General features: G+C 40.2%; 17 protein-coding genes. 1 reads left to right on the top strand and 16 read right to left on the bottom strand.

Going from position 1 to position 21,927, the window contains the following annotated elements; all coding sequences use genetic code 11:
• Nucleotides 1-5: 5 nt before the first annotated feature.
• Genes BS617_RS02430 through BS617_RS02355 form a run of 16 tightly spaced genes read right to left on the bottom strand, consistent with a single transcriptional unit; the run spans nt 6 to nt 19,627 of the window.
• The gene (locus tag BS617_RS02430; RefSeq protein ID WP_075171321.1) at nt 6-1,016 is read right to left on the bottom strand and encodes a hypothetical protein; all 1,011 of its coding nucleotides are present in this window, start codon (nt 1,014-1,016) and stop codon (nt 6-8) included.
• A complete protein-coding gene (locus tag BS617_RS02425) occupies nt 1,013-1,924 on the bottom strand; it encodes a hypothetical protein (protein ID WP_075171320.1) in 912 nt (303 codons plus the stop codon). Before BS617_RS02425 ends, BS617_RS02430 begins: the two co-directional genes overlap by 4 nt.
• Before the next feature lie 5 nt (nt 1,925-1,929).
• Nucleotides 1,930-3,858, bottom strand: a complete 1,929-nt coding sequence (locus BS617_RS02420; protein WP_075171319.1) for a rhamnan synthesis F family protein — start codon at nt 3,856-3,858, stop codon at nt 1,930-1,932.
• Between the two features lie 4 nt (nt 3,859-3,862).
• Entirely contained in the window at nt 3,863-4,885 is a 1,023-nt protein-coding gene (locus BS617_RS02415) for a hypothetical protein (RefSeq protein ID WP_075171318.1), read from the bottom strand.
• A gap of 45 nt (nt 4,886-4,930) precedes the next feature.
• The gene (locus BS617_RS02410; RefSeq protein WP_075171317.1) at nt 4,931-7,966 is read right to left on the bottom strand and encodes a WcbI family polysaccharide biosynthesis putative acetyltransferase; all 3,036 of its coding nucleotides are present in this window, start codon (nt 7,964-7,966) and stop codon (nt 4,931-4,933) included.
• Complete coding sequence (locus BS617_RS02405) at nt 7,959-8,687, bottom strand: sulfotransferase family 2 domain-containing protein (protein ID WP_075171316.1); 729 nt, start codon at nt 8,685-8,687, stop codon at nt 7,959-7,961. The genes BS617_RS02410 and BS617_RS02405 overlap by 8 nt, the downstream gene beginning before the upstream one ends.
• A gap of 20 nt (nt 8,688-8,707) precedes the next feature.
• The gene (locus tag BS617_RS02400; protein ID WP_075171315.1) at nt 8,708-11,437 is read right to left on the bottom strand and encodes a glycosyltransferase; all 2,730 of its coding nucleotides are present in this window, start codon (nt 11,435-11,437) and stop codon (nt 8,708-8,710) included.
• Between the two features lie 56 nt (nt 11,438-11,493).
• Nucleotides 11,494-12,036 carry a dTDP-4-dehydrorhamnose 3,5-epimerase gene (rfbC, locus tag BS617_RS02395; protein ID WP_075171314.1) on the bottom strand — a complete coding sequence of 181 codons (543 nt, stop codon included), beginning with the start codon at nt 12,034-12,036 and terminating at the stop codon, nt 11,494-11,496.
• Between the two features lie 10 nt (nt 12,037-12,046).
• Entirely contained in the window at nt 12,047-12,922 is an 876-nt protein-coding gene (rfbA, locus tag BS617_RS02390) for a glucose-1-phosphate thymidylyltransferase RfbA (RefSeq protein ID WP_075171313.1), read from the bottom strand.
• A gap of 12 nt (nt 12,923-12,934) precedes the next feature.
• A complete protein-coding gene (gene rfbD, locus BS617_RS02385; RefSeq protein ID WP_075171312.1) occupies nt 12,935-13,819 on the bottom strand; it encodes a dTDP-4-dehydrorhamnose reductase in 885 nt (294 codons plus the stop codon).
• Nucleotides 13,816-14,904, bottom strand: coding sequence for a dTDP-glucose 4,6-dehydratase (rfbB, locus tag BS617_RS02380; protein WP_075171311.1), 1,089 nt, complete (start codon nt 14,902-14,904; stop codon nt 13,816-13,818). The genes rfbD and rfbB overlap by 4 nt, the downstream gene beginning before the upstream one ends.
• A 12-nt stretch (nt 14,905-14,916) precedes the next feature.
• The gene (locus tag BS617_RS02375; protein ID WP_075171310.1) at nt 14,917-16,008 is read right to left on the bottom strand and encodes a KpsE/RkpR family capsule polysaccharide export protein; all 1,092 of its coding nucleotides are present in this window, start codon (nt 16,006-16,008) and stop codon (nt 14,917-14,919) included.
• A 35-nt stretch (nt 16,009-16,043) separates the two neighbouring features.
• Nucleotides 16,044-16,703 (bottom strand): ABC transporter ATP-binding protein, encoded by a 660-nt coding sequence (locus BS617_RS02370; protein ID WP_075171309.1) that lies wholly within the window; start codon nt 16,701-16,703, stop codon nt 16,044-16,046.
• Nucleotides 16,700-17,503 carry an ABC transporter permease gene (locus BS617_RS02365; protein ID WP_075171308.1) on the bottom strand — a complete coding sequence of 268 codons (804 nt, stop codon included), beginning with the start codon at nt 17,501-17,503 and terminating at the stop codon, nt 16,700-16,702. Before BS617_RS02365 ends, BS617_RS02370 begins: the two co-directional genes overlap by 4 nt.
• A 1-nt stretch (nt 17,504) precedes the next feature.
• Nucleotides 17,505-19,202 (bottom strand): polysaccharide biosynthesis/export family protein, encoded by a 1,698-nt coding sequence (locus BS617_RS02360; RefSeq protein ID WP_075171307.1) that lies wholly within the window; start codon nt 19,200-19,202, stop codon nt 17,505-17,507.
• 50 nt (nt 19,203-19,252) lie between these two features.
• Nucleotides 19,253-19,627 (bottom strand): RT0821/Lpp0805 family surface protein, encoded by a 375-nt coding sequence (locus tag BS617_RS02355; protein WP_075171306.1) that lies wholly within the window; start codon nt 19,625-19,627, stop codon nt 19,253-19,255.
• Nucleotides 19,628-19,775: 148 nt separating this feature from the next.
• On the opposite strand from BS617_RS02355, the gene mnmC reads away from it, so the two are divergent.
• Nucleotides 19,776-21,899 carry a bifunctional tRNA (5-methylaminomethyl-2-thiouridine)(34)-methyltransferase MnmC2/FAD-dependent 5-carboxymethylaminomethyl-2-thiouridine(34) oxidoreductase MnmC1 gene (gene mnmC, locus BS617_RS02350; RefSeq protein ID WP_075171305.1) on the top strand — a complete coding sequence of 708 codons (2,124 nt, stop codon included), beginning with the start codon at nt 19,776-19,778 and terminating at the stop codon, nt 21,897-21,899.
• The last annotated feature ends 28 nt before the right edge of the window (nt 21,900-21,927 follow it).

Below are 21,927 nucleotides of genomic sequence, written 5' to 3'. Positions count from 1 at the left end.
AAATCTCACCTAACACGACTAAAAAATCTACTAAAAATAGAATAAACATAAATACGTCGGACATTCAGAGCTTCAGAAATCTCTTGATATTTAAACTCATACTCATCTAATTTTAAATTATCAAAATATGATAAATGACCATAAAAAACATCTTGAAACGACAACTCAGAAAAGAAATGATTATGTAAAAAACGATTAGACTCTGATCTTGAATTTAGAATTTTTAAACGCTCTTCTTTATTAAAATAACCATCTACCCTTTCAAAAAAAACTGACTTATCATTAAGGTATCTTAAAATATAATCTTCAGCATAATTTTCATGATGATCTTTAAAAAGGAAATTGTAGTTAGACAAGAAATCACATAGTACGGGACTGAGGCTGACGTTCGCCAAATCATTTGAATAAGTAAAATCAAGTTTTGGAAATGATACTCTTTTCAAAAAATCAGAAATTAAACCATCCCCTAATAAAGCATTCTTGTTGAGAGGAACGACATCGATTCTAGGTTTACTGTAGATACTTTTTAATGATCTAACCACCCCGCTGTAATCTGGAATATTATTTTTAACACAAAATTCATTTAAAGACACTCCACTTTTATAGCCCCATTGCTGCCAAGAAGACAGCATATAAGTATCTTGAGGTCTAATATAATAAACAATATGGACATCTTCAAAAAAATCTGACAATAAACTATGTATTCCTTTACCTATACCAGCTAAAGCAACTGTCAAATTCTCAGCTGAAATTAGTAAAGTCTTATCAGGATGGCTTCTTTTTAAAAAATTTAGTCGCTCTACTAATTTAGAAAGATCAACTGATTCCATAATCTCTCTAAAAAACTTCCTCGGTGATTCAGAGTTCACTACAAATCCGCGCTCACCAGGAAAGCGAAAATTCAAGTCAGGAACCAAAACATCATTTTTAAATAGCAAATCCCTATTAACTCTAAGAAAACGTTGGATAGTTGTAGATCCACACTTAGCATGCCCTGGGTGTAAAATCAGTTTCATTTAGGTAAGTCTTCAAATTTAAACCCAGGGGGCAAAGACTTAACATCTTTAATTTCTCTAGTTTCATTAGAGAAACCACCTAAAGAAAAGAAATTATTCCACAAATGATTATTACTCATTTCAAAATAATCATTAAATGCCGATTGCTCAGCTACAGTGAATAGCGTAAACCAATTTTCTGATTCAGGTATATCTAAACTCTTATGAACAATTGCATCTCTAATTCTAATATAACTAGCATCATCCGTTGCATTTTTTGTGAAGTTTTGAATTACAGGCAAACAACGTGTAGGCAGTGAAGGATTAATAGATTTCTCTATTCCAAACAATTCAAGATCAAAAAGAGATATGAAATCGCCAACTACATTTTTACTATAAGGTATTATTATAATATTTTCATTACCAACGACATCAGCCCACCTTTTTACATTCATAAAATAATTAAGCCAAGATATATTCCTCATACCTAAAGAGAATAAACTTCCTTTAAACCTAACTTTAGGATCTTTAATAAGCTGATTATATAAAGACAATAAAACTTCTGACTGTCTTCGCACCGTAAAAATTACTTTAACAATATCAAAGTTACTATCAGCAAAATTTTTGAAGTCAGTATTATTAAAGTAGAAAGGTGATAACTCACTTGAAATCAACACATCAGTAGCGTTTGAAGCATTTAACTCATCTTGTAATTTTTGTATCGCTTGCGTTGGTGACATGTCACTTGCATAGCTACCATTTGCCTTAAAAGAAAGCGCGAAAGGGTGATGTGAATGATCAGGCCACTGCAAAGATTGCGGATACAATATTTTTTTATCTAATAATTGATCTTTTTGAGCTTGCAACTGCATTTGGATAGCTGAAGTTCCAGTTTTTGACCAACCTACGTGTAAATATAAAGTACGCATTAAAATTATTCACCTAAAAACGGATTGCGACCCACATTATTAATCAAAGGGCCCCATTTGAGTATTTCTGCTACATTTGACGTGCTGAGCTCCTTAACAGGAAACCCCAGAGCCTTCCACTTATCCATCGGATGTAATATGTGGAAATTAGCTAAACCATGGTCCCCAGGAATTTGAGCATCTGAAACTACGTTATCTCCGATATGTATGTAACGGCTTAGCTTCTCTTTTTTAAGCTCAGCTTTAACAAACTGCCACATAGTGCCATTATCTTTGCGTAATTTTTCTTCACTCGAGACAAGTAGTGTGTGTTGGGCAACCACACCGGCTTTTTTTAGCATCAGAGCAACTTGGTCCTTTGTATAATAAGTATCAGATATCACCCACAATACTTTACCGGCTGCTCCTAGATCATTGAATAACTGAACCATTTCATCTTTAGAAGAAATCATGTTCAAGTCAATCTCAAACTCGCGATTCATCCACTGTGATGTGAGTTGTTCGTCCACCTGTAGGTTTTTAGCCATCTCTTTGTATACATCAACAATGCTTACATCACCTTTAAACTTAGCTGCTTTACGCAAGTCTAGTTCTGTATTGTTACGCAGCTCTACGAACGCCTCTGCATTGTCTACGGCGTTTACCGCCTGCAGCTCTTGTCCTAATTTTAGCTTGGCATAGTCTGGCACCGTATAATAACGGCGAATTAACGTATCAAACACGTCAAAGCTGATGCATTTATATGGCTGGAGCAGCCCTTCAAGATTCTTTATATTTGAGCGATATCTTTGATAAATAAAACCTTGATCAAAAGTAAAACGCGCTGTAGCAGGATCATAAAATAATTGGGAGAACCCGTTATGCTCAGCCACAACCCCAATTAGTCGTTCAAGTGCATGCAACTTTGTCCCATCATTAGGTAGTGGCTCCTTAGGGAAATCATCATAGCTGTAAGAACGATCCAAAATACCAGAAAGCGCTTTGGGTCTGCACCAAAACATGCCACCAACAGGGTAGGCTAAAAAATCAGAAGGGAGCTTTATACCTAAATCAGAACACCATTGTGCCATTGGCCCTTTGTTCATCGTCATATGGTTAACCCAATCAGGCATCATCCAAAACGTAGTTGGATAATAAACACCTAGCGATGGATCTTGTGCGAACGCATTGAGCACTCTTTTAACGACAGTCTCTTCATTTAAGAGGTACTCAGTTAAATAGTCAGACCATTGCGTCTGTTCGCGTCCAGAATATAACGACTTTTTAGAGTGTAAATGCAATAAAAGATCATAATCATTAACAGTGCTTGCAAACTCCACTAAGAGAGGCCCAAAATTACGGCCACGATTTTCGCCAACGCGCACTTCAATTTTATTCACATTTTTCAGCTTTAAAAAAGCCGACTTTGCCTTTTCAAGAAAACTTTTTTTTGCAACTGAAATATACACGTCTACACTGATCGGAAATTTCTCAATTTGACGAGCAAACCTTTCAATATAGTCTTCATAAAAAATATGCAGATTAAATGCAACATTTAAATTTTTGGCTTCAGCTGTTAACTTCTGAGAGAACTTAACATTATCCGTAGGCTGCCATTGAAGGGACATAGCAGAGCTGATACGCCCTTCATTTTTACCATGGCTTAAATAATGCTCTAAGGGCGATATATCAGCATGATATATGTCGTTGTTTAGTCGATTATAGATGACGGTATCAAAATTTTCACTAGGGTTAACCGGTGCAAAAGATGACTTGCGAATATAATCTAAAAAAGCTTCTTTTTCAGAAGAAAAACGTTTTGAGTAAAAACCTTCATACCATTTACGGTCAAAAAAATCATTCTCGACGGCACGTTTATAAATAATATCGATATCTGTTTTAGTAACTTTTTTTAACTTAAGCAGTTTTCTAATTTTACGAAGAGGCTTAATCATCCTACTATAATCCAAAATGGGCTAGCGGGTTCAATACACCGTTGCCTGAAAAATCATCGTCTATACCAAACAAATGCCTAACAGAACTTGGAATAGCACTTACTGGTGTGACAAATGCGTGGTAAATAGCTTCTATTTCTTCTGGAGTAAATGATACACCATCACGCAACTGCTGCTCTACAGCCTCTATGGCACCATCAGCCACAGCCATTAAATCTTGAGCATATAATTGTGTTGGCGCTTTTCGTCCATAGTAAAAGTGAAACTCGCCTTGCGAGTCTTGGCGTATATCAACAACCTGTCCATGCGGGGCTGTCATCATTGTTTCTAAAAATAATGATTTTTCTAACACTTCATAACCCTGCCCCCAAGCGATATTCTCTTTAAGCAAGCCACGCATGTTGGCAGTATTGTTACCCACTTTGTGTTCGCCAGCTGAAGTGGCAATCAAATACAGGCCGTCAGTATCCTTACCTATAATGTAAGTGATTAGCTTTTGGATGGTTCCAGCATAACCTAAATCCAACATAAGCCACTTAGCATCACCTGTTTTTTCTACAATTGAGTGCAGATAAGCCGTTACTCCCTGCCTAGTCTCTTGCGTAAGCTCGCCTAATGCAGAAAGGTACGGTGTGATAGACTTGATAACAAGCTCAGCATCGTTAGGTAAATGTATCTTATTATTTAACACGGCTTGTGGAACTACATCACTAAGCGGTTCTTGGCGCAGCCCAAACCTTTTGACTAACAACTGCTCAATCGTACCCTTAAATTCGCTAGAAGTAGCTAGATCCCATGCATATTGATCATTGACTAAAGCCCTAAACAAAAGGGTTCTAGATACTTTCAAATAAGTTGTTTTTTTATCATGCCCACCGTTAGGGATAGCTATGGAATTAAAAAGTTTATTTAATATCCAACCTTCTCTCGCCAAGCATATTAAATTACAATCATATTTATCAAAAACACCTTGACAATAAAAATTCAATATCGGCGACAGAAAAACATAACCAAAACCATCTTTCATAGTTAGTATTCCTATTACAACCTTGCAGGATGCAGAAATAATAAGTTAATCACTTAGCAAACCCCGAAGAACTGACATATCAACTTCTAAATCGGAAAAAACAGTATTATTAGGGTTAATGCTTTTACAAAACAATATCCTATAAGATTCCATATTCTTAAGGCCTGCTATCATTCTATATCCAGGATCATCATAATCATTTGGCATTAACTCTAAGATACTTGTATCTTGATTCGACCAAATAATATTTGTCATTGCTGCCCCATGAACCGAAACTATGTCAGAAGCATTTCTAAAATATTGTATTTGCTCATTAACTGACAGTTTAGCGGGATCGATCTCAACATAACCTTTACTTTCTAAAAACTCATTGACATCATCAAAGTTAACAATTTTTCTGGAGGTATCGTTTCTTCTTGAAACAAAGATTTTTTTTGGCAATGATGATTCTGTATCATCTGTAATCAATTGGCTATCTACTTTACTTTTTATAGAAGCGAGAAATTCTTTACACCAGCCCTTATAGTGTTCTTTACCATGATAGTTAGCTCGAATACCTACATCTTCTGTAACTTTGTAATATGGAGTATCAAGTTCTTCACAGCGATATACCTCATAGCCGTTTACCCAAACAATTTTATCAATATCTACACCGTATATCTCCAAATAACTTTTCACAAAGGGATGATTATCTCCTGTACCGACTAAAATATTATCATAAACTGATATATCGTCGATCAATTCGAGCTTTGATACAACATCTATCACATAGTGAAAATAATTAGTATACGCTCTATTATGCAACAATAGAGTTTTCCCCTTTAAAGGTATAGATGCATAATTTTTATCTATTCTCCACTTCCACTTTGTAGACTTATCGTTCCTAAACATCGAGTTGAAAAACAATCTAGACTGCCATAGGGACGGCGTCAAAATTTTATTATTCTGCGAATTATAAACAGCACCATTAGGCAGAAAAACATCAACTTCTTTTAGCCGAAAAACTGTTTTATAAACATGACCTTTTATTTCAGAGCAAAACTTAGACTTTTCATTTGGAACATCACCAAAATAAGGTACTGAAGAAAGCCTATAATCATAACCAGAAGAATAAGGATCAATTTCATATGTTTCACATTCAACACCAAAATTAGAATTATCAACTTTGACATCTTGGCGATCGTAAAAATTTTCCTCTGGCTGAATTAGACATTTATCGGACAAATCATCAAATTTTGTTTCTTGCACTGTTAAGGTCGCCGCAGCATCAGCGTTTTTATTTTTTATGTCTTCTGCAACCTGTGAAGAAATAGAATTTTTGAACGCTTTGAAGAAAGAAGAGCTTCTACCTGAAAAAAGGGATTCAAAAGCTCTAATTACTTCAGCGCTTGGCTTTTTCTTCATTCCATGCGTTATGTAGTTCATAAAGTAAGGGCGTGGCTTAGACACATCAGGTTGGTTAACTAGGTATCTTTCAGCATTACCTGTCAGCACAATATCAGGCTGCAACGTTAAAACAAGGTCTTCAATAATATAAGGGTTTCTTATATATACAACCTCATTGAACAACGCGGTGAAAATATGAATCCTTGTTTTAAAGAAACTATCACCAAAAAGGACTATCCTTTTATGAAAAGGAGCAACTTCATTGACGCTATACTGTAAATGTCCTGTATTAGACTCAAGATAATCGTCTAAAGAAAAGTTTTTAGTATAAACATTGAAATCAGGGCATATATTAATTCCCGTTATTTTCAAGTGACTGCTATTTTTCTTTCCAATCATATAAGCCAAGTCACATAGTTTCTCACCTACACCATAGGTTGCAATCATTTCTTCAACAGTACCAAAACTCTTTAATACAGTCTTTATTACTTCGAAAACACCTTTATCGTTTGTATGTGTATCCTCAGCATCATAATCGCTCATATCTAGATCAGGGTATAACAAATAATCCGAGCCAACATCAAAACTTTCTGAGTACAAACTTTCAACTTTCAAATTTATCTTTTCAAAAATACTTGAAAACACGACAGGTTTGGCAGGAAACACTATATGTTTGTATAGAAAATCATGCTTTTTAGAAAGATCTATATTAACTTTAACATTATTTATAAATATTTCTTTTGATTTTTTTGACAGCTTTCTATTACCTAAGAAGTAGTCCATTTGACGTTGCCCGGTATTTTTTTGATATAAGAATAACTGATCACCAATTCTGACAACATTATCAATTACCTCAACACCCTCAACCTCTTCTAAACAGACACCGGGAGTTAACATTTCATAAATTTCATAAAATGATTTAACTAGCTCTGCAGTACTGTACTCTTTGTTTTTATCTATAATAACTTCATTATCTATTAGGGAGTAAGAGAAACCACAAAACTTACTGTCTTTAGTATACCTAACTTCCTCAGGTATCGAGACTCGCCCTAATGCCTCAAAACCGCTTCCAAGCTCTAAAAAATTACGTCCAACATTAAAACCTATAAATTCAAGTATTCTGCGACAATACTCAATAAGAACATAGTTTTTAGGGCGGTCATATGTATGAAAAAGATGCTTTTCGCTACCATCAAGAAAATCAGCTATTTTTACGTCTACTTGTTTTTCTTTAACTATTAGTTCACTTATAGATTTTTCATCTACATTGCTTGAAATTTTAAAATTCTCAATGGCCTCATCAATAGGAAAGCCATTTTTCCATGAATTGTAAATATTTAAGTTATGGTATATATCTAGAGGACCTAAGAGATTAGCTTTCCCTTTCTTTACAGGATACCAGTCCTTAAACATTGTCCTATTAAATATATTTACAATTTTAACTAGCTTGTTCGAAAATTTCCGTTCTAACACCGACGTTCTTAAAAAACTACAAGGATAATTATCACTAATCAGCTGAGCAACTATAAAATCCGCATCTTCTAAATAAGGTTGATATACACCCTCATCCTCTGAACTCAATAGATGAACTACTGCAATTTTTATAACATCAATGTTATCACATAAATCAGTCAAAAAAGTTGCTATAGGCCTTGCCTGACAGTTACCCACAACAACTATTTTTTTCTTAATCATTATTAATCTCACACCATAACTTCAGATCAACTTCATTGTTTTCCAACAGGCAAGTATATGTATCAAATCCTATTTGCTCTTGGATTTCGTTTAATTTTTCATCAAGTGTTTTTTTAACAGCGCGTGAGACGTTCTTTTCTACAGGCTTGAGTTTAATTGACTCAAAACCTTCTGACTTCAGTAGAGATTCTAATGTTTCTAGTGAGTTGGTATATCTCTCTACTAAGCCGACAAAGGGCAATTCTTTAATAGCAGCCAAAGCCCGATCTGCTTCAGTATCAGGTTGACCGGGATACATAGCAGCCAGACGATGAGCATGAAAATTACGACATTGTCTGTCATGATCAAGAGAAAGGCGTGTTTCAATGTATCCGCCTAAGGTAGTATTTCTAGCCAATGTGGAACCGAAACCTCTACCTCCCTGCTTTTTCTCAAATGAATAAGCTGAAGCTATCCGATCGATTGGATGCCTAATAAAAATAACCGGTATAATCTTTATACCCTCTATTTCAGGCACCGGTAATACTGCTGTATGTGATGAAAAACACTTAGCTTGTGGATTATTAATAATCCATTGTCTTACCTGCTCTCTATTTTTATTTGGCTGTGCAGGAAATTCTTTGGTTACCCACTCATCACCTTTAAAGTTTTCTTTAAAGGCTGCATCTAAAGATGTGCCCGCATTTTTAAAAAGGTGAAAATGTAATATTACTGTGCGCATAAATATACCTTATCCTGTAGTTATTTATAGCTGGTATACAAGCCTACATCAGAGAATATATCTCCAAGCACGGACCTACCATTTTCAAACGAGTACTTCTCTTTAACTAATATAAGCTCGTTTTCACTAAACCTATCCCATACTTTCTGATCATCATAAAGTGAGATAATTGACTTAACCCATTCCGCTGGTTTTTTAGCAATATATGTACTTACCCCCTGCGTTAACCCTGTCCCTTCAGCAGCGACTTCGGTTAACACACAGGGCGTTCCATAAGCCATCGCTTCTAAAACTTTCCCCTTAATACCTGCTCCCGATAATAAAGGCGCAACAAATACACGATGCGAGTTATATACATCATCCAAGCTTTCAGCAAAGCCAATTATCTTTATGTTTTTTGCTTCATAGTCTTTAAACCTTTCCGGCATATTACTACCGTAAACATGCAAACATATATCAGGTCTCTTCTTGTACAGCAGAGGCATTATTTCGCTGCAAAGATAATCAACTGCTTCAACATTTGGCGTATGGTTATAACCGCCCAAAAAACTAATACCTTGTCTTAATTCGCGTGCTGGCCCAGGATTTTTTTCTTCTAAAACCCAAGGTGTAATGTGCATTTTATTATCTTGAAGTATATGAGAAGCAATAACAGCATGTTCAGTAGTGTTATAACATAAAATAGCATCAACTTTGTTGCAAACAAGTAGCTCTTTTTCACGCGTTGTTAGAGCTTGCGTCATTAAGTTTTTATCATTGCTATTCTTTAATGCGTACCTTAGTTCTCTTAAGAAGTGGAGATCTGCGTTGTTAAATAGAACTTTCGCCTTTGACATCGTACGTATTTGGTCTATGTATTTTTCGGCAACTGCATAACGGGTTATATAAACAGCATCCATTTCAGCCAAACGCTTTTGCAGCACATCATTCACCGATATATAAAAAGGAGCATACAACACTTCTATACCCATACGCTGCAACTCTGTCGTGTACTTACCAAAATGCGCTAAATTATCTGGCACGAAAGTTACTTTAAAACCTAAAGACTGCATTAGTTTCATTTCTTGAACTGCGGCATAACTACCAGCGTCTTTATTTGGCATTGGTGTTGCGTAATCAATAACTAATATTCGCTTATCAATATTCCGGTCCTTTTCGACCATCATATTAGCCATACTTGGAACACCATTATTCTTAAAGCTTTTAAACCATTTTTTACCAAAAGTTTTTTCGTTGATAACTTGATACTTTTTTAGACCCTTTGTTACATCTGTTCCATGGCTTTTGCCTTCAAAGTGCACAACTACAGAATGAGGGATGTATATTGTTTTATAACCAGCCTCTCTTACTTTAAAAGCTAGGTCGGTATCTTCGTAATAACACGGCACTAGCTCTTCACTAAACTTTTCTACTGTTTTCCAGAGCGTAGTGCGAATACACATAGCGGCACCGGTCAAATAATCAACCTGCCTTGCATAGTTATATTCAGGTGTTACTGGGTTTGCGTTCCTACCGACATTCCAAGGCTTCCCATCCCCCCATACGATACCGCCTGCTTCTTGTAATGATCCATTAGTGTTCAATAGCTTAGAGCCTGTCATGCCAACAGTAGAATCTTCATCCATTTTTGCTACGAGTTCATCTAACCAAAAGGATGTTACTTCAGTGTCATTATTTAAAAAGACAATATACTCGCCGTTAGCTAGATCCGAAGCCTTATTGCAACTACGTAAGAAGCGTAAATTTTCTGGATTTCTTGAAATTACAAGGTTTTCAATTATATGTTCTGCTTTTTTAGTTTCGTCATCAGAACAATCATCAGCCAGAATAACCTCGAAAGAGGTTTTGTTATAAGCAAGAGCAATAGATGCTATACAGTGATAAGTTAGTTCAAATTTATTGTATGCAGGCACAATAATGCTAACTCGCGGCTTTTCATACTTTGGTAATGAAAAGCTAGGATATCTTTTTCGCCCTTCGTGTCCCTGTATTAGTAACTTATGGATGTTTGTTATATTCTCTAAAGTATGTTGTGACTCTCCTGATACTATAGCCTCTAATTGGTATTCAAGCGCTTCATATCGATAGTTAGCTTGTTTTGGCAACGACATAAAGCCTGGCTGATCATAGCTTTCACTTAAATATTGCCAAGGCGTTTGAATAGGATCAATCGTCACTAGCTGGGTATTTAATGGCTCTGTTTTACCTTCTAAGGTAAGTGTTATCAGTTTTTGGTTGCCATCCATTAACTCATAAGGCAGCGCTATTCTAAACTCTTCTAGTTCACCAGAAAAATCAACCTCTTTAACAGCAATCTTTTCTCCCGCGCACATCAGATTTAATTTTTGCTGAGTTAAATGCTGATTACTTTTTATATGAGTAATTATATGTCCATCTTGAACATCAGTAATTACACCTGATATTTGTATATCACTTTTTTTGATTAAGACTTTGTTGTGCGAAATAGCATGAGTGGTTATTGCATCTATCAAGGATATACTTAAATCTTTAGTACTGTCATGATTAATAGCTATTTTAAACCCATGCATGCCTTGGTGGATACCTGCCGACACCAGATCGGCGCGATAAATACTTGCTTCACCTTGGCCTATCACTCTTTCGTTGGCTACTACATTTATTTTAACTGACTCATCAGAGTTATCGTAAGCAGCCCAGCCGTAGATAAAGCCGCCTTCAACTGCATCGATAAATGCATTAACATTTCCTTTTTCTTTTATTGAGCCTGTCAAAACAATTCTCCGACGAATAATTACTTATATTTTTTAAATTAGCGAATACCAGCGCTCTAAAACGATGGAGCTTTATCAAACGTTAAGCCAAGCATATCTTTCTCTGACAGCTGTGGGCTTTTACTAATCAGTGGCCATTTTATATTTAACGTTTCATCTTTCCATAATAATGAGTATTCATCACCAGGATTATAATAATCTGTACATTTATATTGGAATTCAGCCTCTTCGCTGGTTACATAAAAGCCATGAGCGAAGCCCGGCGGTACCCATAACATCCGTTTATTTTCTTCACTTAAATACTCCCCTACCCATTGCCCAAATGTTGGAGAGTTTGAACGCATATCGACAGCCACATCAAACACTTCACCTCGGGTGACTCGAACCAGCTTACCTTGCGGCTTTTCCAGTTGATAATGCAAACCGCGCAAAATCCCCTGTGACGACTTACTGTGGTTATCTTGCACAAAGGAGTATTGCCCACAATGCTTTTCAAATTCGCTCTGACGAAATGTTTCTAAAAAGAAGCCACGCTCATCACCAAATACTTTTGGTGTCATCAACACAACATCGGGAATTGCTAATTTCTTGTAATCCATTCAACAAGCCTCAGTTTTCTTCAACTAATTTGAGCAAGTATTGGCCATAACTGGTTTTTTTCAGTGCATTACCGCTTGCTATCAGTTGCTCATCAGTGATCCAGTCTTGGCGCCAAGCAATCTCCTCTAAGCAGGCAACTTTAAGGCCCTGACGGTGTTCTATCGTTTGCACGTATTGCGATGCTTCTAGCAAGCTATCATGCGTGCCCGTGTCTAACCAAGCAAACCCACGCCCTAAACGCTCTACCCTTAAATCACCACGTTCTAAGTAAGCGTTATTAACCGCGGTAATCTCTACCTCTCCGCGTTCAGATGGCTTTACTGATTTAGCAATTTCTACAACATCGTTATCATAAAAATACAAACCAGTAACAGCATAAGCAGATTTTGGTTTTTCAGGCTTTTCTTCGATTGAAATGGCAGTACCAGTTTCATCAAACTCCACTACGCCAAAACGCTCGGGGTCTTTCACTAAATATCCAAATACTGTTGCACCGTTGTCGTGAGATGCGGCGCGTTTGAGCTGGTCAGAAAAATGTTGCCCATGAAAAATATTGTCGCCTAGAACAAGGCACACAGGATCTTTGCCTATAAACTCCTCGCCTATAATAAAGGCTTGCGCCAAGCCGTCTGGTGATGGCTGCACTGCATAGCTAAAGCTAACACCGTATTCTTCCCCTGTGCCCATCAGTTTTTTGTACTGAGGCAGATCTTCTGGTGTTGAAATAATGAGTATTTCTTTTATACCTGCCAGCATCAGTACTGAAACAGGATAGAAAATCATGGGTTTATCATAAATAGGTAACAATTGTTTGGAAACACCACGCGTTATAGGGTGCAGCCTCGTACCTGATCCACCGGCTAAAATAATGCCTTTACGTGCCATAATTTTTTCTCCTTAGTTCAGGTATTCTTTTAAAGTTAATTCCAGCTGGCTTTCCCAGTCCGGCATATTTATCGCTAATAACTGTTCTATTGCTGCTACATCCATACGAGAATTAAGAGGACGCGCGGCTGGCGTTGGGTAATCTACCGTTTCAATCGCATTAACTTTTTCTACATCTACAGCTAAAGCATGGCCATGCTCTTTGGCCAATGTGAATATTGCACAAGCAAATGCGTGCCAGTTTGTCTGGCCTTTCGGTGCCAAATGAAAAACACCTGATGTAACTGTTTCTTTGCTATGAATTTTACAAACAGCCATAAAAGTTAGTTGAGCAATTAGCCTTGCCGGGGTTGGTGCGCCCACTTGGTCACCCACAATATTTAACGATTCTCTCTCAGCCCCCAAACGCAGCATGGTTTTCATGAAGTTGTTGCCACGCGCACTGTAAACCCAACTGGTCCTAAAAATAAGATAGCGGCTTGTCTCTTCTTGTATAGCAGAATCACCCGCTAGCTTACTTTTTCCGTAAACTGATAAAGGCCCAGTTGAGTCTGTTTCTATCCATGGCGTTGTTCCCGTACCTGGATAGACATAATCAGATGAGTAATGAATAAGCCAAGTATCATGCTTGTTCGTATAACGAGCCAATACCCTTGGTAAATCAGCGTTTAAGCAAAAAGCCATGTCTTGCTGATCTTCGGCGGCATCCACCGCGGTCCATGCCGCTGCATTGATGATCATATCCGGCGATTGTTCTTTTAAGTACGTACCAACAGCTGCTAAATCACCTAAATCCAATTCCTGCCGTGTTGGCGCAATTATTTGGCCCAACGGACTCAGCGCACGTAACAATTCAAAGCCAACTTGGCCCGTTGAACCCGTTACTAGTATCTTCATGAAGCTGTTCCTAATCGCTCACCTTGGTAGCTGCCATCTAAAACGCGTTTCCACCAAGACTCATTATCCAAATACCATTCAACCGTTTTTCTCAGACCTGTTTCAAAGGTCTCTTCTGGTACCCAACCTAGCTCTTTTTCTATTTTGCTGGCATCAATTGCGTAGCGCACATCATGCCCAGGTCGGTCCGTTACATACGTGATTAAGTCTTTATAGGTATTGACACTAACGGCGGTGTTGGCAGGCGCTGGACGCAACTCATCAAGTAACTCACATAGCGTGTGTACAACTTCAATATTTTGTTTTTCGTTATGCCCGCCAATGTTATAGGTATCACCCACTTCACCTTGTTGCGCTACTAAAATAAGTGCGCGTGCGTGGTCTTCTACATACAACCAATCTCTGATTTGTTTACCATCGCCATATACTGGTAATGCTTTACCGGCTAGCGCATTCAAAATCATTAACGGGATTAGTTTTTCAGGGAAGTGGTAAGGGCCATAATTATTAGAGCAATTGGTGACTAACGTAGGCAGACCAAATGTTCGCTGCCACGCTCTAACAAGATGATCGGAGCTTGCTTTACTTGCTGAATACGGAGAGCTTGGTTCGTAAGATGTTGTTTCTGTGAATAAATCATCTACCCCATGCAAATCACCGTATACCTCATCTGTTGAAATGTGATGAAAACGAAAAGCTTTCGCCTTTTCTGCATCAGCCACTTTCAACGCTGCCCAATACTTACGCGCGCTTTCCAAAAGCGTATAGGTTCCAACGACATTTGTTTGAATAAACTCACCCGGGCCATCAATAGAACGATCGACATGGCTTTCCGCTGCGAGGTGCATAATAATATCCGGTTGATATTGCTGCATTACCTCGTCCATAGCTGATTTATCACAAATATCTGCCTGCACAAAAGTATAACGCGCATCGCCTTCGACTATGGAAAGTGACTCCAAATTACCGGCATAAGTTAATTTATCTACATTAATGACACGATGATCCGAATTTTCTATTAGCTCGCGCACCACTGCCGAACCAATAAATCCCGCTCCACCTGTTACTAAAAATGTCTTACTCATAATATTACCTTCTTAATCTCGGTGATCGCGAACAATCATAATTAACATATTGATAATTAATGTAATAAATAAGGTTACCACAGCAAACACAGCAATATTATATAAGCGCTGGGGACGCTGAGGGTATTCAGGCAGGGTAGGGCTTTGCAATATAGAGACTTGCTTTAGCTTTCTCGCCGCTTCTATTCGGGTCGCTTGTAGAGCAGACAATGCGGAAGAATAACTCTCTTGAGCAAATTGCGCCTTTAACTCTAGAGTTTGGTACTCGGAGGATAACTGGTTAAGTGCGGCCCCCGACTGGGTCGCCATACGCGCTTGTTCTTGATCAATTTGAGAAGATAGGGCTTTAATTTCGCTTTCAATACGAATAATTTCTGGAGAGCGGACGCTCTGAAAGCTTAACAGTAGTTTGCGCCGCGCTTGCAAGCTAGATAATTGTCCCTCTAAACCCGATACTACGGCATTGATACTTTCTACAGTGCCGGTTGGGGAAACCAATCCGTTTTTATTTTGGTAGTCCAATAACTCTTGACGCGCTGCGTCAAATTTTCCAACGAGGTCTTCTACTTGGACTTCTAAAAATTTGACTTGCTCTTCCGCTAAACGCTGGCCCATTAAATTCATATGGGCCTCACCTTTTGCTAAGAGAACGGTGGCTATTTCATGTGCTTTTTCAGGGGAAAATGCTTCCACTTGCACACGCAAAATATTTGCATATGAATCTAACTCGACTGACACCCTTTTCAAAAAGTATTCATGCAGCTCTTCCATTGGCGCATCAGCATTAGATAAGCGCGTTAATAAATCAGCATCGCTATTCGAATAATGCTCTCGAAAATCTACTGCCGCATCAAGCTCTTTAAGCATATCAACTGACAGTAAATAATCCCTCAAAAGCAACATATCTCCGTTGCTTCCTCCCCCATTGAGTATAGAAGAGATATCCAATGAAGGCATGGCTAGTTGAGGGCTTTCTAATACGATATTCGCTTCAGACACATATCTATTGCTTGCTAATACAGACCAATAAGCTGCAACAATGATTATGACTCCAAAAGCAAAAAGCCATATTCGGTTACTCTTTTTAAATAGCACACTAAACATTTCAATTCCCTACATAAAAAACACTGCCAATAAACTCACTTCATTTCTTGATGATATTCAGCAAGTGCCTCGTGTATATCGTCATACCAAAAAGCGGATCCATTTTTTAATAAAATGCCTGCTTGGCAAAGCTGTTTAAGAATACCCTCGCCGTGAGATACGATTATCAAGCTTGATTCACCGACCCGCTGTTTAAATGCTTTTACCGCTTTCTTTCTAAATATTTGATCACCAACAGCAGTTGCTTCATCAGAAAGGTACACATCAAAATCAAAGGCAAGGGATAAGCCAAAAGCTAGCCTAGCTCTCATACCTGAGGAGTACGTTTTTACTGGCTCATCAAATGACTCCCCTATCTCGGCAAACTTTTCCACTTTTTCTATTATTTCGTGTACCCGCTCTCCATCACCGTGAATACGAGCCACAACTTTCACATTCTGACGCCCCGTCATGGAGCCTTGAAAACCTCCAGTCAAACCAATGGGCCAAGAAACTCTGCTATGCCGAATTACTTCACCTTTGTCAGGCTCATCCATTCCACCAATGAGCTTAAGCAGTGTTGATTTACCTGCCCCATTCCTGCCGATTAATCCGACACTAACTCCTGTGGGAATTGTTATATTGACGTCTTTTAATACCCACTTAGAGCCTTGGTGATTTCGATAACGTTTTGATAAATTGCGTATTTCAATCATAAGGCTTTCAACTTTGCTTCATTATGAATATGCATTGCCAGCCCCAGCACGATAAGAGCAAGCGCCCAAAACCATAAGTAAAACTCGCTTGCACCTTGAAGAGGGTGATAACCCGAAAAAAACGCTGATCGTAAGTTTTCAAGGCCATGCACTATAGGCAAATAAAGCACGATTTCTAAAACAGGATGAGGTAAAAAATTAAGCGGCAGTATTACTCCTGATACTATCATCAACGGCAACAAACTGATTCGAACTAAAATAGCAACCTCTGGCACTAAACATGAAACAACAGAGAAAACCAAACCCGCACCAAAGCCTAAAGACCATAAAGAAAGCCAATCGACTATTGCTGTTAACGGATCATCTGGAAATAAATCAACGCCGAACAAGACACCCCCAACAATAAAAATTATCAGTATGAAGGTTTTAATCATTCCCTCCACTAAACATCTTGCAATAACAGGATCTACGGGAAGGACTTGTCGATAGGAGAATAAGCCCCTATTTGCCTCAATAGCACCTAACGAGCGCATCATTCCTTCACGAAAAACAAAAAAACCTAGCAGACCTACAATGAGCCAAGGAACAAAATCCGCTCCTGGTATAAACCGATCTCCACCCATCAATAACGATCTTATGGCAACCATTAATCCAACCATTGCCATAGGCTCGGCTATCATCCAAAACCAACCAAACCTATCGGCCGTTGTTCTGGAAATAGTTTCTCGCATAAACAAGGCATACCACACACTTCTCGTCACTTGCCAAGAGGTGCGTGGTTTATGTGAAGTCACACTCATCTTACAAATCCAGCGCTACTTTTGTGGCTATGGCTAATTGATAAACAATTTGTGTGAGGCTGGTTGCTAGCTGTAGGTTTTTAGTAGGTACATGCGGCAATACTAATATCTCATCACCCGGCTGTAGGCGCGCATCGCTTGCTTTTAATACTTCTCCATTGAGGCGCACTACTAGGATATTTTCATCATCCGCGTGTTGCGTAAAACCACCCGAGCGCTCTACGTAATCGTTTACGTTGTCGCCTGGTGTATAGACAACCGCTTGTGGTATGAGTACTTCACCACTCACTAGCAAAGAGTCTGTGGCTTCGGGGATAGTGATGATGTCTCCGTCTTGCAGGCGAATGTCAGCTATCTTGCCGTTGTTGGCAACCACCATGCGGCCAGTAGGCTCAGCTTTTGAGGCTTTCTCGATAAACTGGCTGATAAGTTCGGCTTCTTTTACACGAATTTCGGCTTCTTCAGGAGTAGAAGACGAAGCACCTAGGTAGGTGGTTTCTAAGCGGCGCAAGCTTTCCATCAATGATTGGCGCTGACGCTCAGCTACACTTTCGCGGCGTATTGAGATGCTGCGCGTTTCTGTGAGGTGTTGCGGCACGCTAATGTTATCCAGCAAGCTGGTGAGTGTGGCATCGTTAGGAATCGCATAACGTGAAGGGCCATAGTAGCTACCTTCAACTTGTACCACGATGGTGTCTTCACGGCGGTCCGCGCTGAATAAGACTTCGTCACCGTCATTTAACTGGGCTGTTTTAAATTCATTTAGCGTGTAGTACTTAGAAAATAAGCCTTCACCACGGATACCACGTACTAGGACATGCGTAATACCCGGTTTGGTGGGTGCATAACGCAATAGGTGGCCGCCATCGGTTTCCGAAAGGTTTAGCTCGTATAAATAGTCACGCTCTACCTCACCGCTGACTAATACGGCGGATTGGCGCTGATCAACAACAACGGTGTCGCCATCACGAAATTGTACACGCGGCATAACGCCATTTTTTAAGAAGCTATAGAGATCAACCGTTGCGATAGTTTTACCGTTTCGCAATACACGCACTTGTCTAAAGCTACCTAATTGATCATCAATACCGCCTGCTTGATCCAAAAAGTAGAGCACCGAATCATTCGGCGTACCAGCGTAACGGCCTGGGTTTTCGACTTGGCCTGTCACGAATACAGCAACCGGTTGAGTGCCTTGCAAGTTGGTGTACACATTCACGTTTTCAGGGTACACGGTTAATACCGCTGCTTTTACGCGGCTGTTGAGTGCTTGCAACGATGTGCCTTGTACAGAAACAGGGCCAACGGTAGGGATAAAAATATAACCCTTAGCATCGACCGGTAATGCTCGTTCAATTTCTACGGCGCCCCATAAACGCAGCGTGATTAAATCACCCGGGGCTACTTTATAATCTGGATTAAAGCCATCCGAACGGGTGCCTCTAAAGCCCCCAGTAAAGAGCTGAGTACCATAAGGCAGTACCGTTGTATCAAAGCCTTGTGGCATTGTATTGTGTTGTGGCCCGTAAGTGCCTGTACGCCAATTGGTATTTGGCATGTCATTGACGGGTTCATCAATAGATTGTGCTTGCTGGGAAGCATCCAACCCGCCAGTGCCTGTATTAATCGTTAAAGCGTTTGCCGATGCCGAGATGAGAGATAAAAAACCAGCTAAAACGAGTGTTGTTCTGTTTAACATCTAGATAACCTGTACAGCCTAACCCGCGTGTGTTGATTAGGCTTATCGATTTAAAGTGTTGAACCCGCCACTAGCGAGCGAGCCGAATACCATTGAGTTCCATTATGCGTGCAGGCCAATTTAACGCTGCTCGCTTGATTGCTCACAACTAACTGGCGACACGTAGCGCCGCTAGCGGCAAAATAAGGTGATTGAAACTCGATAGTGACCTGATCCCCGTATGGGCTGGCCGCAAAGAACTGGCTTGAACCGCTAAGTGCAGTCGAAAGCGTTTGGGAAAATTCGGCCGGTAGATACTGTATCGGCTGAGAGAGAGATGCAGCTGTGTAGCCACTGTTAGCTTGCTGCGACGCGCAGCCAACTGTTAATAAACCTGTCATTGCAATGCCAACGAGCTGTGCACTGCGCTTAACTATTAATCGCACAACGCGACTCCCTTTAATATCCTAATTAGCGCCTGTATCTTATTACATTGGGTATAATAGCGACAGACCCTATCTTGCTTTACTTTCAATGTATTATTGAATCGTAGAGTAAGTCATCATTTTACCTAAGTTTCGGAACCGACCACCCATGCAACCGCGTAACGCCCAGTTAATTTGGCCCAATGGTAAGCCCCGCTCAGAAACCTTTGATGACATCTATTTTAACGAGCATGATAACACGGCAGAAACCGAACACGTGTTTATCAAAGGCAACAACCTGCCAGCACGGCTTGATACAGGTCTATTCAAGCACCATTTTTTATCGGTTGGCGAAACAGGCTTTGGTACGGGTACTAATCTATTTTGCTTATTGGCATTGATTGATCGCTGCCACAAGCAAGCCACGCAGCGGCTTTACTTTTTGTCTACCGAGCTGTTTCCTCTAACGCATGCCGACCTAGAGCACGCATTAACGAGTTTTCCGGCGTTTGCAGCCTACACACAGCAATTACTTGACCAATACCCACCAGCGATTAAAGGCATGCACCGTTTTATTTTAAATAACGGCCGCTGCTACCTGACTCTGTGTTTAGGTGATGCCACCCAAAGCTTTGAGCAACTCAGCCCACAGCACAACCGAGTAGATGCGTGGTTCTTAGATGGGTTTGCCCCTGCTAAAAACCCAGCGATGTGGAGCCCTGATTTGTTCGCGGCCATCAGCCGATTAAGCCACACCAACGAAGAGCTAGCACTAGCCACTCATTTCTCGACGTTTACCATTGCCGGTACGGTTAGGCGAGGCCTCCAACAAGAAGGCTTTTTAGTAGAACGGGCCACAGGGCATGGCACCAAACGTGATATGCAAAAAGGCTACTTTGTAGGGCATTCAACCTTGCCTTTTAATACCGAACACCCGTGGGTTAACGATGTTCCGCAACCCACGCCAAAACCACCACGCTTGCCAACCCCTTGGTTTACATTACCCAGCCCTGCTAAAGCCCCCGAGCACGTCGTTATTATTGGCGCTGGGTTAGCAGGCTGCACCACAGCCGAAGCCCTCGCCCGCCGTGGGGTACGTGTCACCTTATTAGAACAAGGTGATGAGATTTGCCAACAAGCGTCCGGAAACCGACAAGGAGCCTTGTACGCCAAACTGCCTGTTGACCCCACACTCAGCGGCGAACTGCACCTAACGGGCTTGGAGTACACATTAAGGCTGCTAAAGATTCATCATCTACTGGACGGTAAGCGAGCAGACCAGTGCGGGTTACTGCAATTAGCAACCTCAGAAAAAGAAGCCCAACGTCAACAACAGCTATTAGCTAACAATGCGTTGAGCCAAGCGGTTGTAAAAGCGGTGACAGCCGAAGAAGCATCGCGCATTGCCAACACAGCTATCCCGCATTCGGGGCTGTTTTTTCCTCGCGCTGGCTGGGTTTACCCTAAAGCCTTGTGTGAAGCGCTCATTGATCACCCATTAATTACCTTAACCACCCATGCTAAGGTGACAGAGCTCAATTTACGGCCCTGCCCGACAGGTGCAACAACAGACGCTCAGCGCTGGCAAATCATCAGCCATCAGGGCGAGTTAACAGCAGACGCCGTTGTGGTTGCCAATGCGCATGATGCCAAAACCTTAACGCCGCTAAGCCAATTACCCCTCAAACCTATTCGCGGTCAGGTCTCTTCTGCACCCGTCGCTCCGCAGGCCTCAGACAATGATCAAGAGACAACGAGTGATACTAAACACTCGCTAAACACGATTATATGTGGCGACGGGTACTGCTGCCCTACTGTCGAAAATAATCTTTATTTTGGTGCAACCTTTGACCTACACAAGGTTACCGATGAAGTGCGCCCAGAAGATCACGATTACAACCTCAATACACTGAGCAAAATGGCACCTAAGCTAGCAGAGAGCTTACCGCCGACTACTCAGTGGCACGCTAAAGTCGGGTTTCGTTGTGCAACACCGGACTATATGCCTATTGCAGGGCCTGCACCTGATTTTGATGCCTATGTAAGCCGTTACAACAAGTTACGCAATGATCGGAAATGGCCCTTTGAAGAATCACCCGCCCCCTTACAACCTAATCTTTACCTTTCTATGGGGCATGGATCAAAAGGATTAATCACCGCACCCTTGTGCGCCGAATACCTGGCTTGTTTGATAACAGGCGAACCATTACCTATACACAAGCCCATGACTGATGCGCTGCATCCAGCTCGATTCATTATTAAAGACTTGATACGGAACAAGATTGGCCGATAACGACTCTATATATGTAGATTGAATAAAG

This window comes from Neptunomonas phycophila (genome assembly GCF_001922575.1).
GTDB classification, from domain to species: domain Bacteria; phylum Pseudomonadota; class Gammaproteobacteria; order Pseudomonadales; family Balneatricaceae; genus Neptunomonas; species Neptunomonas phycophila.
The sequence above is the reverse complement of the archived record's forward strand: the minus strand, read 5'-3'. Positions and strand labels throughout refer to the sequence as shown.

What these genes read in the sequence shown, in the direction of transcription:
- BS617_RS02365 (WP_075171308.1), bottom strand. Translation starts at nt 17,503, where the DNA reads ATGAGTGTGACTTCACATAAACCACGCACCTCTTGGCAAGTGACGAGA.
- BS617_RS02375 (WP_075171310.1), bottom strand. Translation starts at nt 16,008, where the DNA reads ATGTTTAGTGTGCTATTTAAAAAGAGTAACCGAATATGGCTTTTTGCT.
- BS617_RS02420 (WP_075171319.1), bottom strand. Translation starts at nt 3,858, where the DNA reads ATGATTAAGCCTCTTCGTAAAATTAGAAAACTGCTTAAGTTAAAAAAA.
- BS617_RS02430 (WP_075171321.1), bottom strand. Translation starts at nt 1,016, where the DNA reads ATGAAACTGATTTTACACCCAGGGCATGCTAAGTGTGGATCTACAACT.
- rfbC (WP_075171314.1), bottom strand. Translation starts at nt 12,036, where the DNA reads ATGGATTACAAGAAATTAGCAATTCCCGATGTTGTGTTGATGACACCA.
- rfbD (WP_075171312.1), bottom strand. Translation starts at nt 13,819, where the DNA reads ATGAAGATACTAGTAACGGGTTCAACGGGCCAAGTTGGCTTTGAATTG.
- BS617_RS02410 (WP_075171317.1), bottom strand. Translation starts at nt 7,966, where the DNA reads ATGATTAAGAAAAAAATAGTTGTTGTGGGTAACTGTCAGGCAAGGCCT.
- BS617_RS02360 (WP_075171307.1), bottom strand. Translation starts at nt 19,202, where the DNA reads ATGTTAAACAGAACAACACTCGTTTTAGCTGGTTTTTTATCTCTCATC.
- mnmC (WP_075171305.1), top strand. Translation starts at nt 19,776, where the DNA reads ATGCAACCGCGTAACGCCCAGTTAATTTGGCCCAATGGTAAGCCCCGC.
- BS617_RS02415 (WP_075171318.1), bottom strand. Translation starts at nt 4,885, where the DNA reads ATGAAAGATGGTTTTGGTTATGTTTTTCTGTCGCCGATATTGAATTTT.
- BS617_RS02425 (WP_075171320.1), bottom strand. Translation starts at nt 1,924, where the DNA reads ATGCGTACTTTATATTTACACGTAGGTTGGTCAAAAACTGGAACTTCA.
- rfbB (WP_075171311.1), bottom strand. Translation starts at nt 14,904, where the DNA reads ATGAGTAAGACATTTTTAGTAACAGGTGGAGCGGGATTTATTGGTTCG.
- BS617_RS02370 (WP_075171309.1), bottom strand. Translation starts at nt 16,703, where the DNA reads ATGATTGAAATACGCAATTTATCAAAACGTTATCGAAATCACCAAGGC.
- rfbA (WP_075171313.1), bottom strand. Translation starts at nt 12,922, where the DNA reads ATGGCACGTAAAGGCATTATTTTAGCCGGTGGATCAGGTACGAGGCTG.
- BS617_RS02405 (WP_075171316.1), bottom strand. Translation starts at nt 8,687, where the DNA reads ATGCGCACAGTAATATTACATTTTCACCTTTTTAAAAATGCGGGCACA.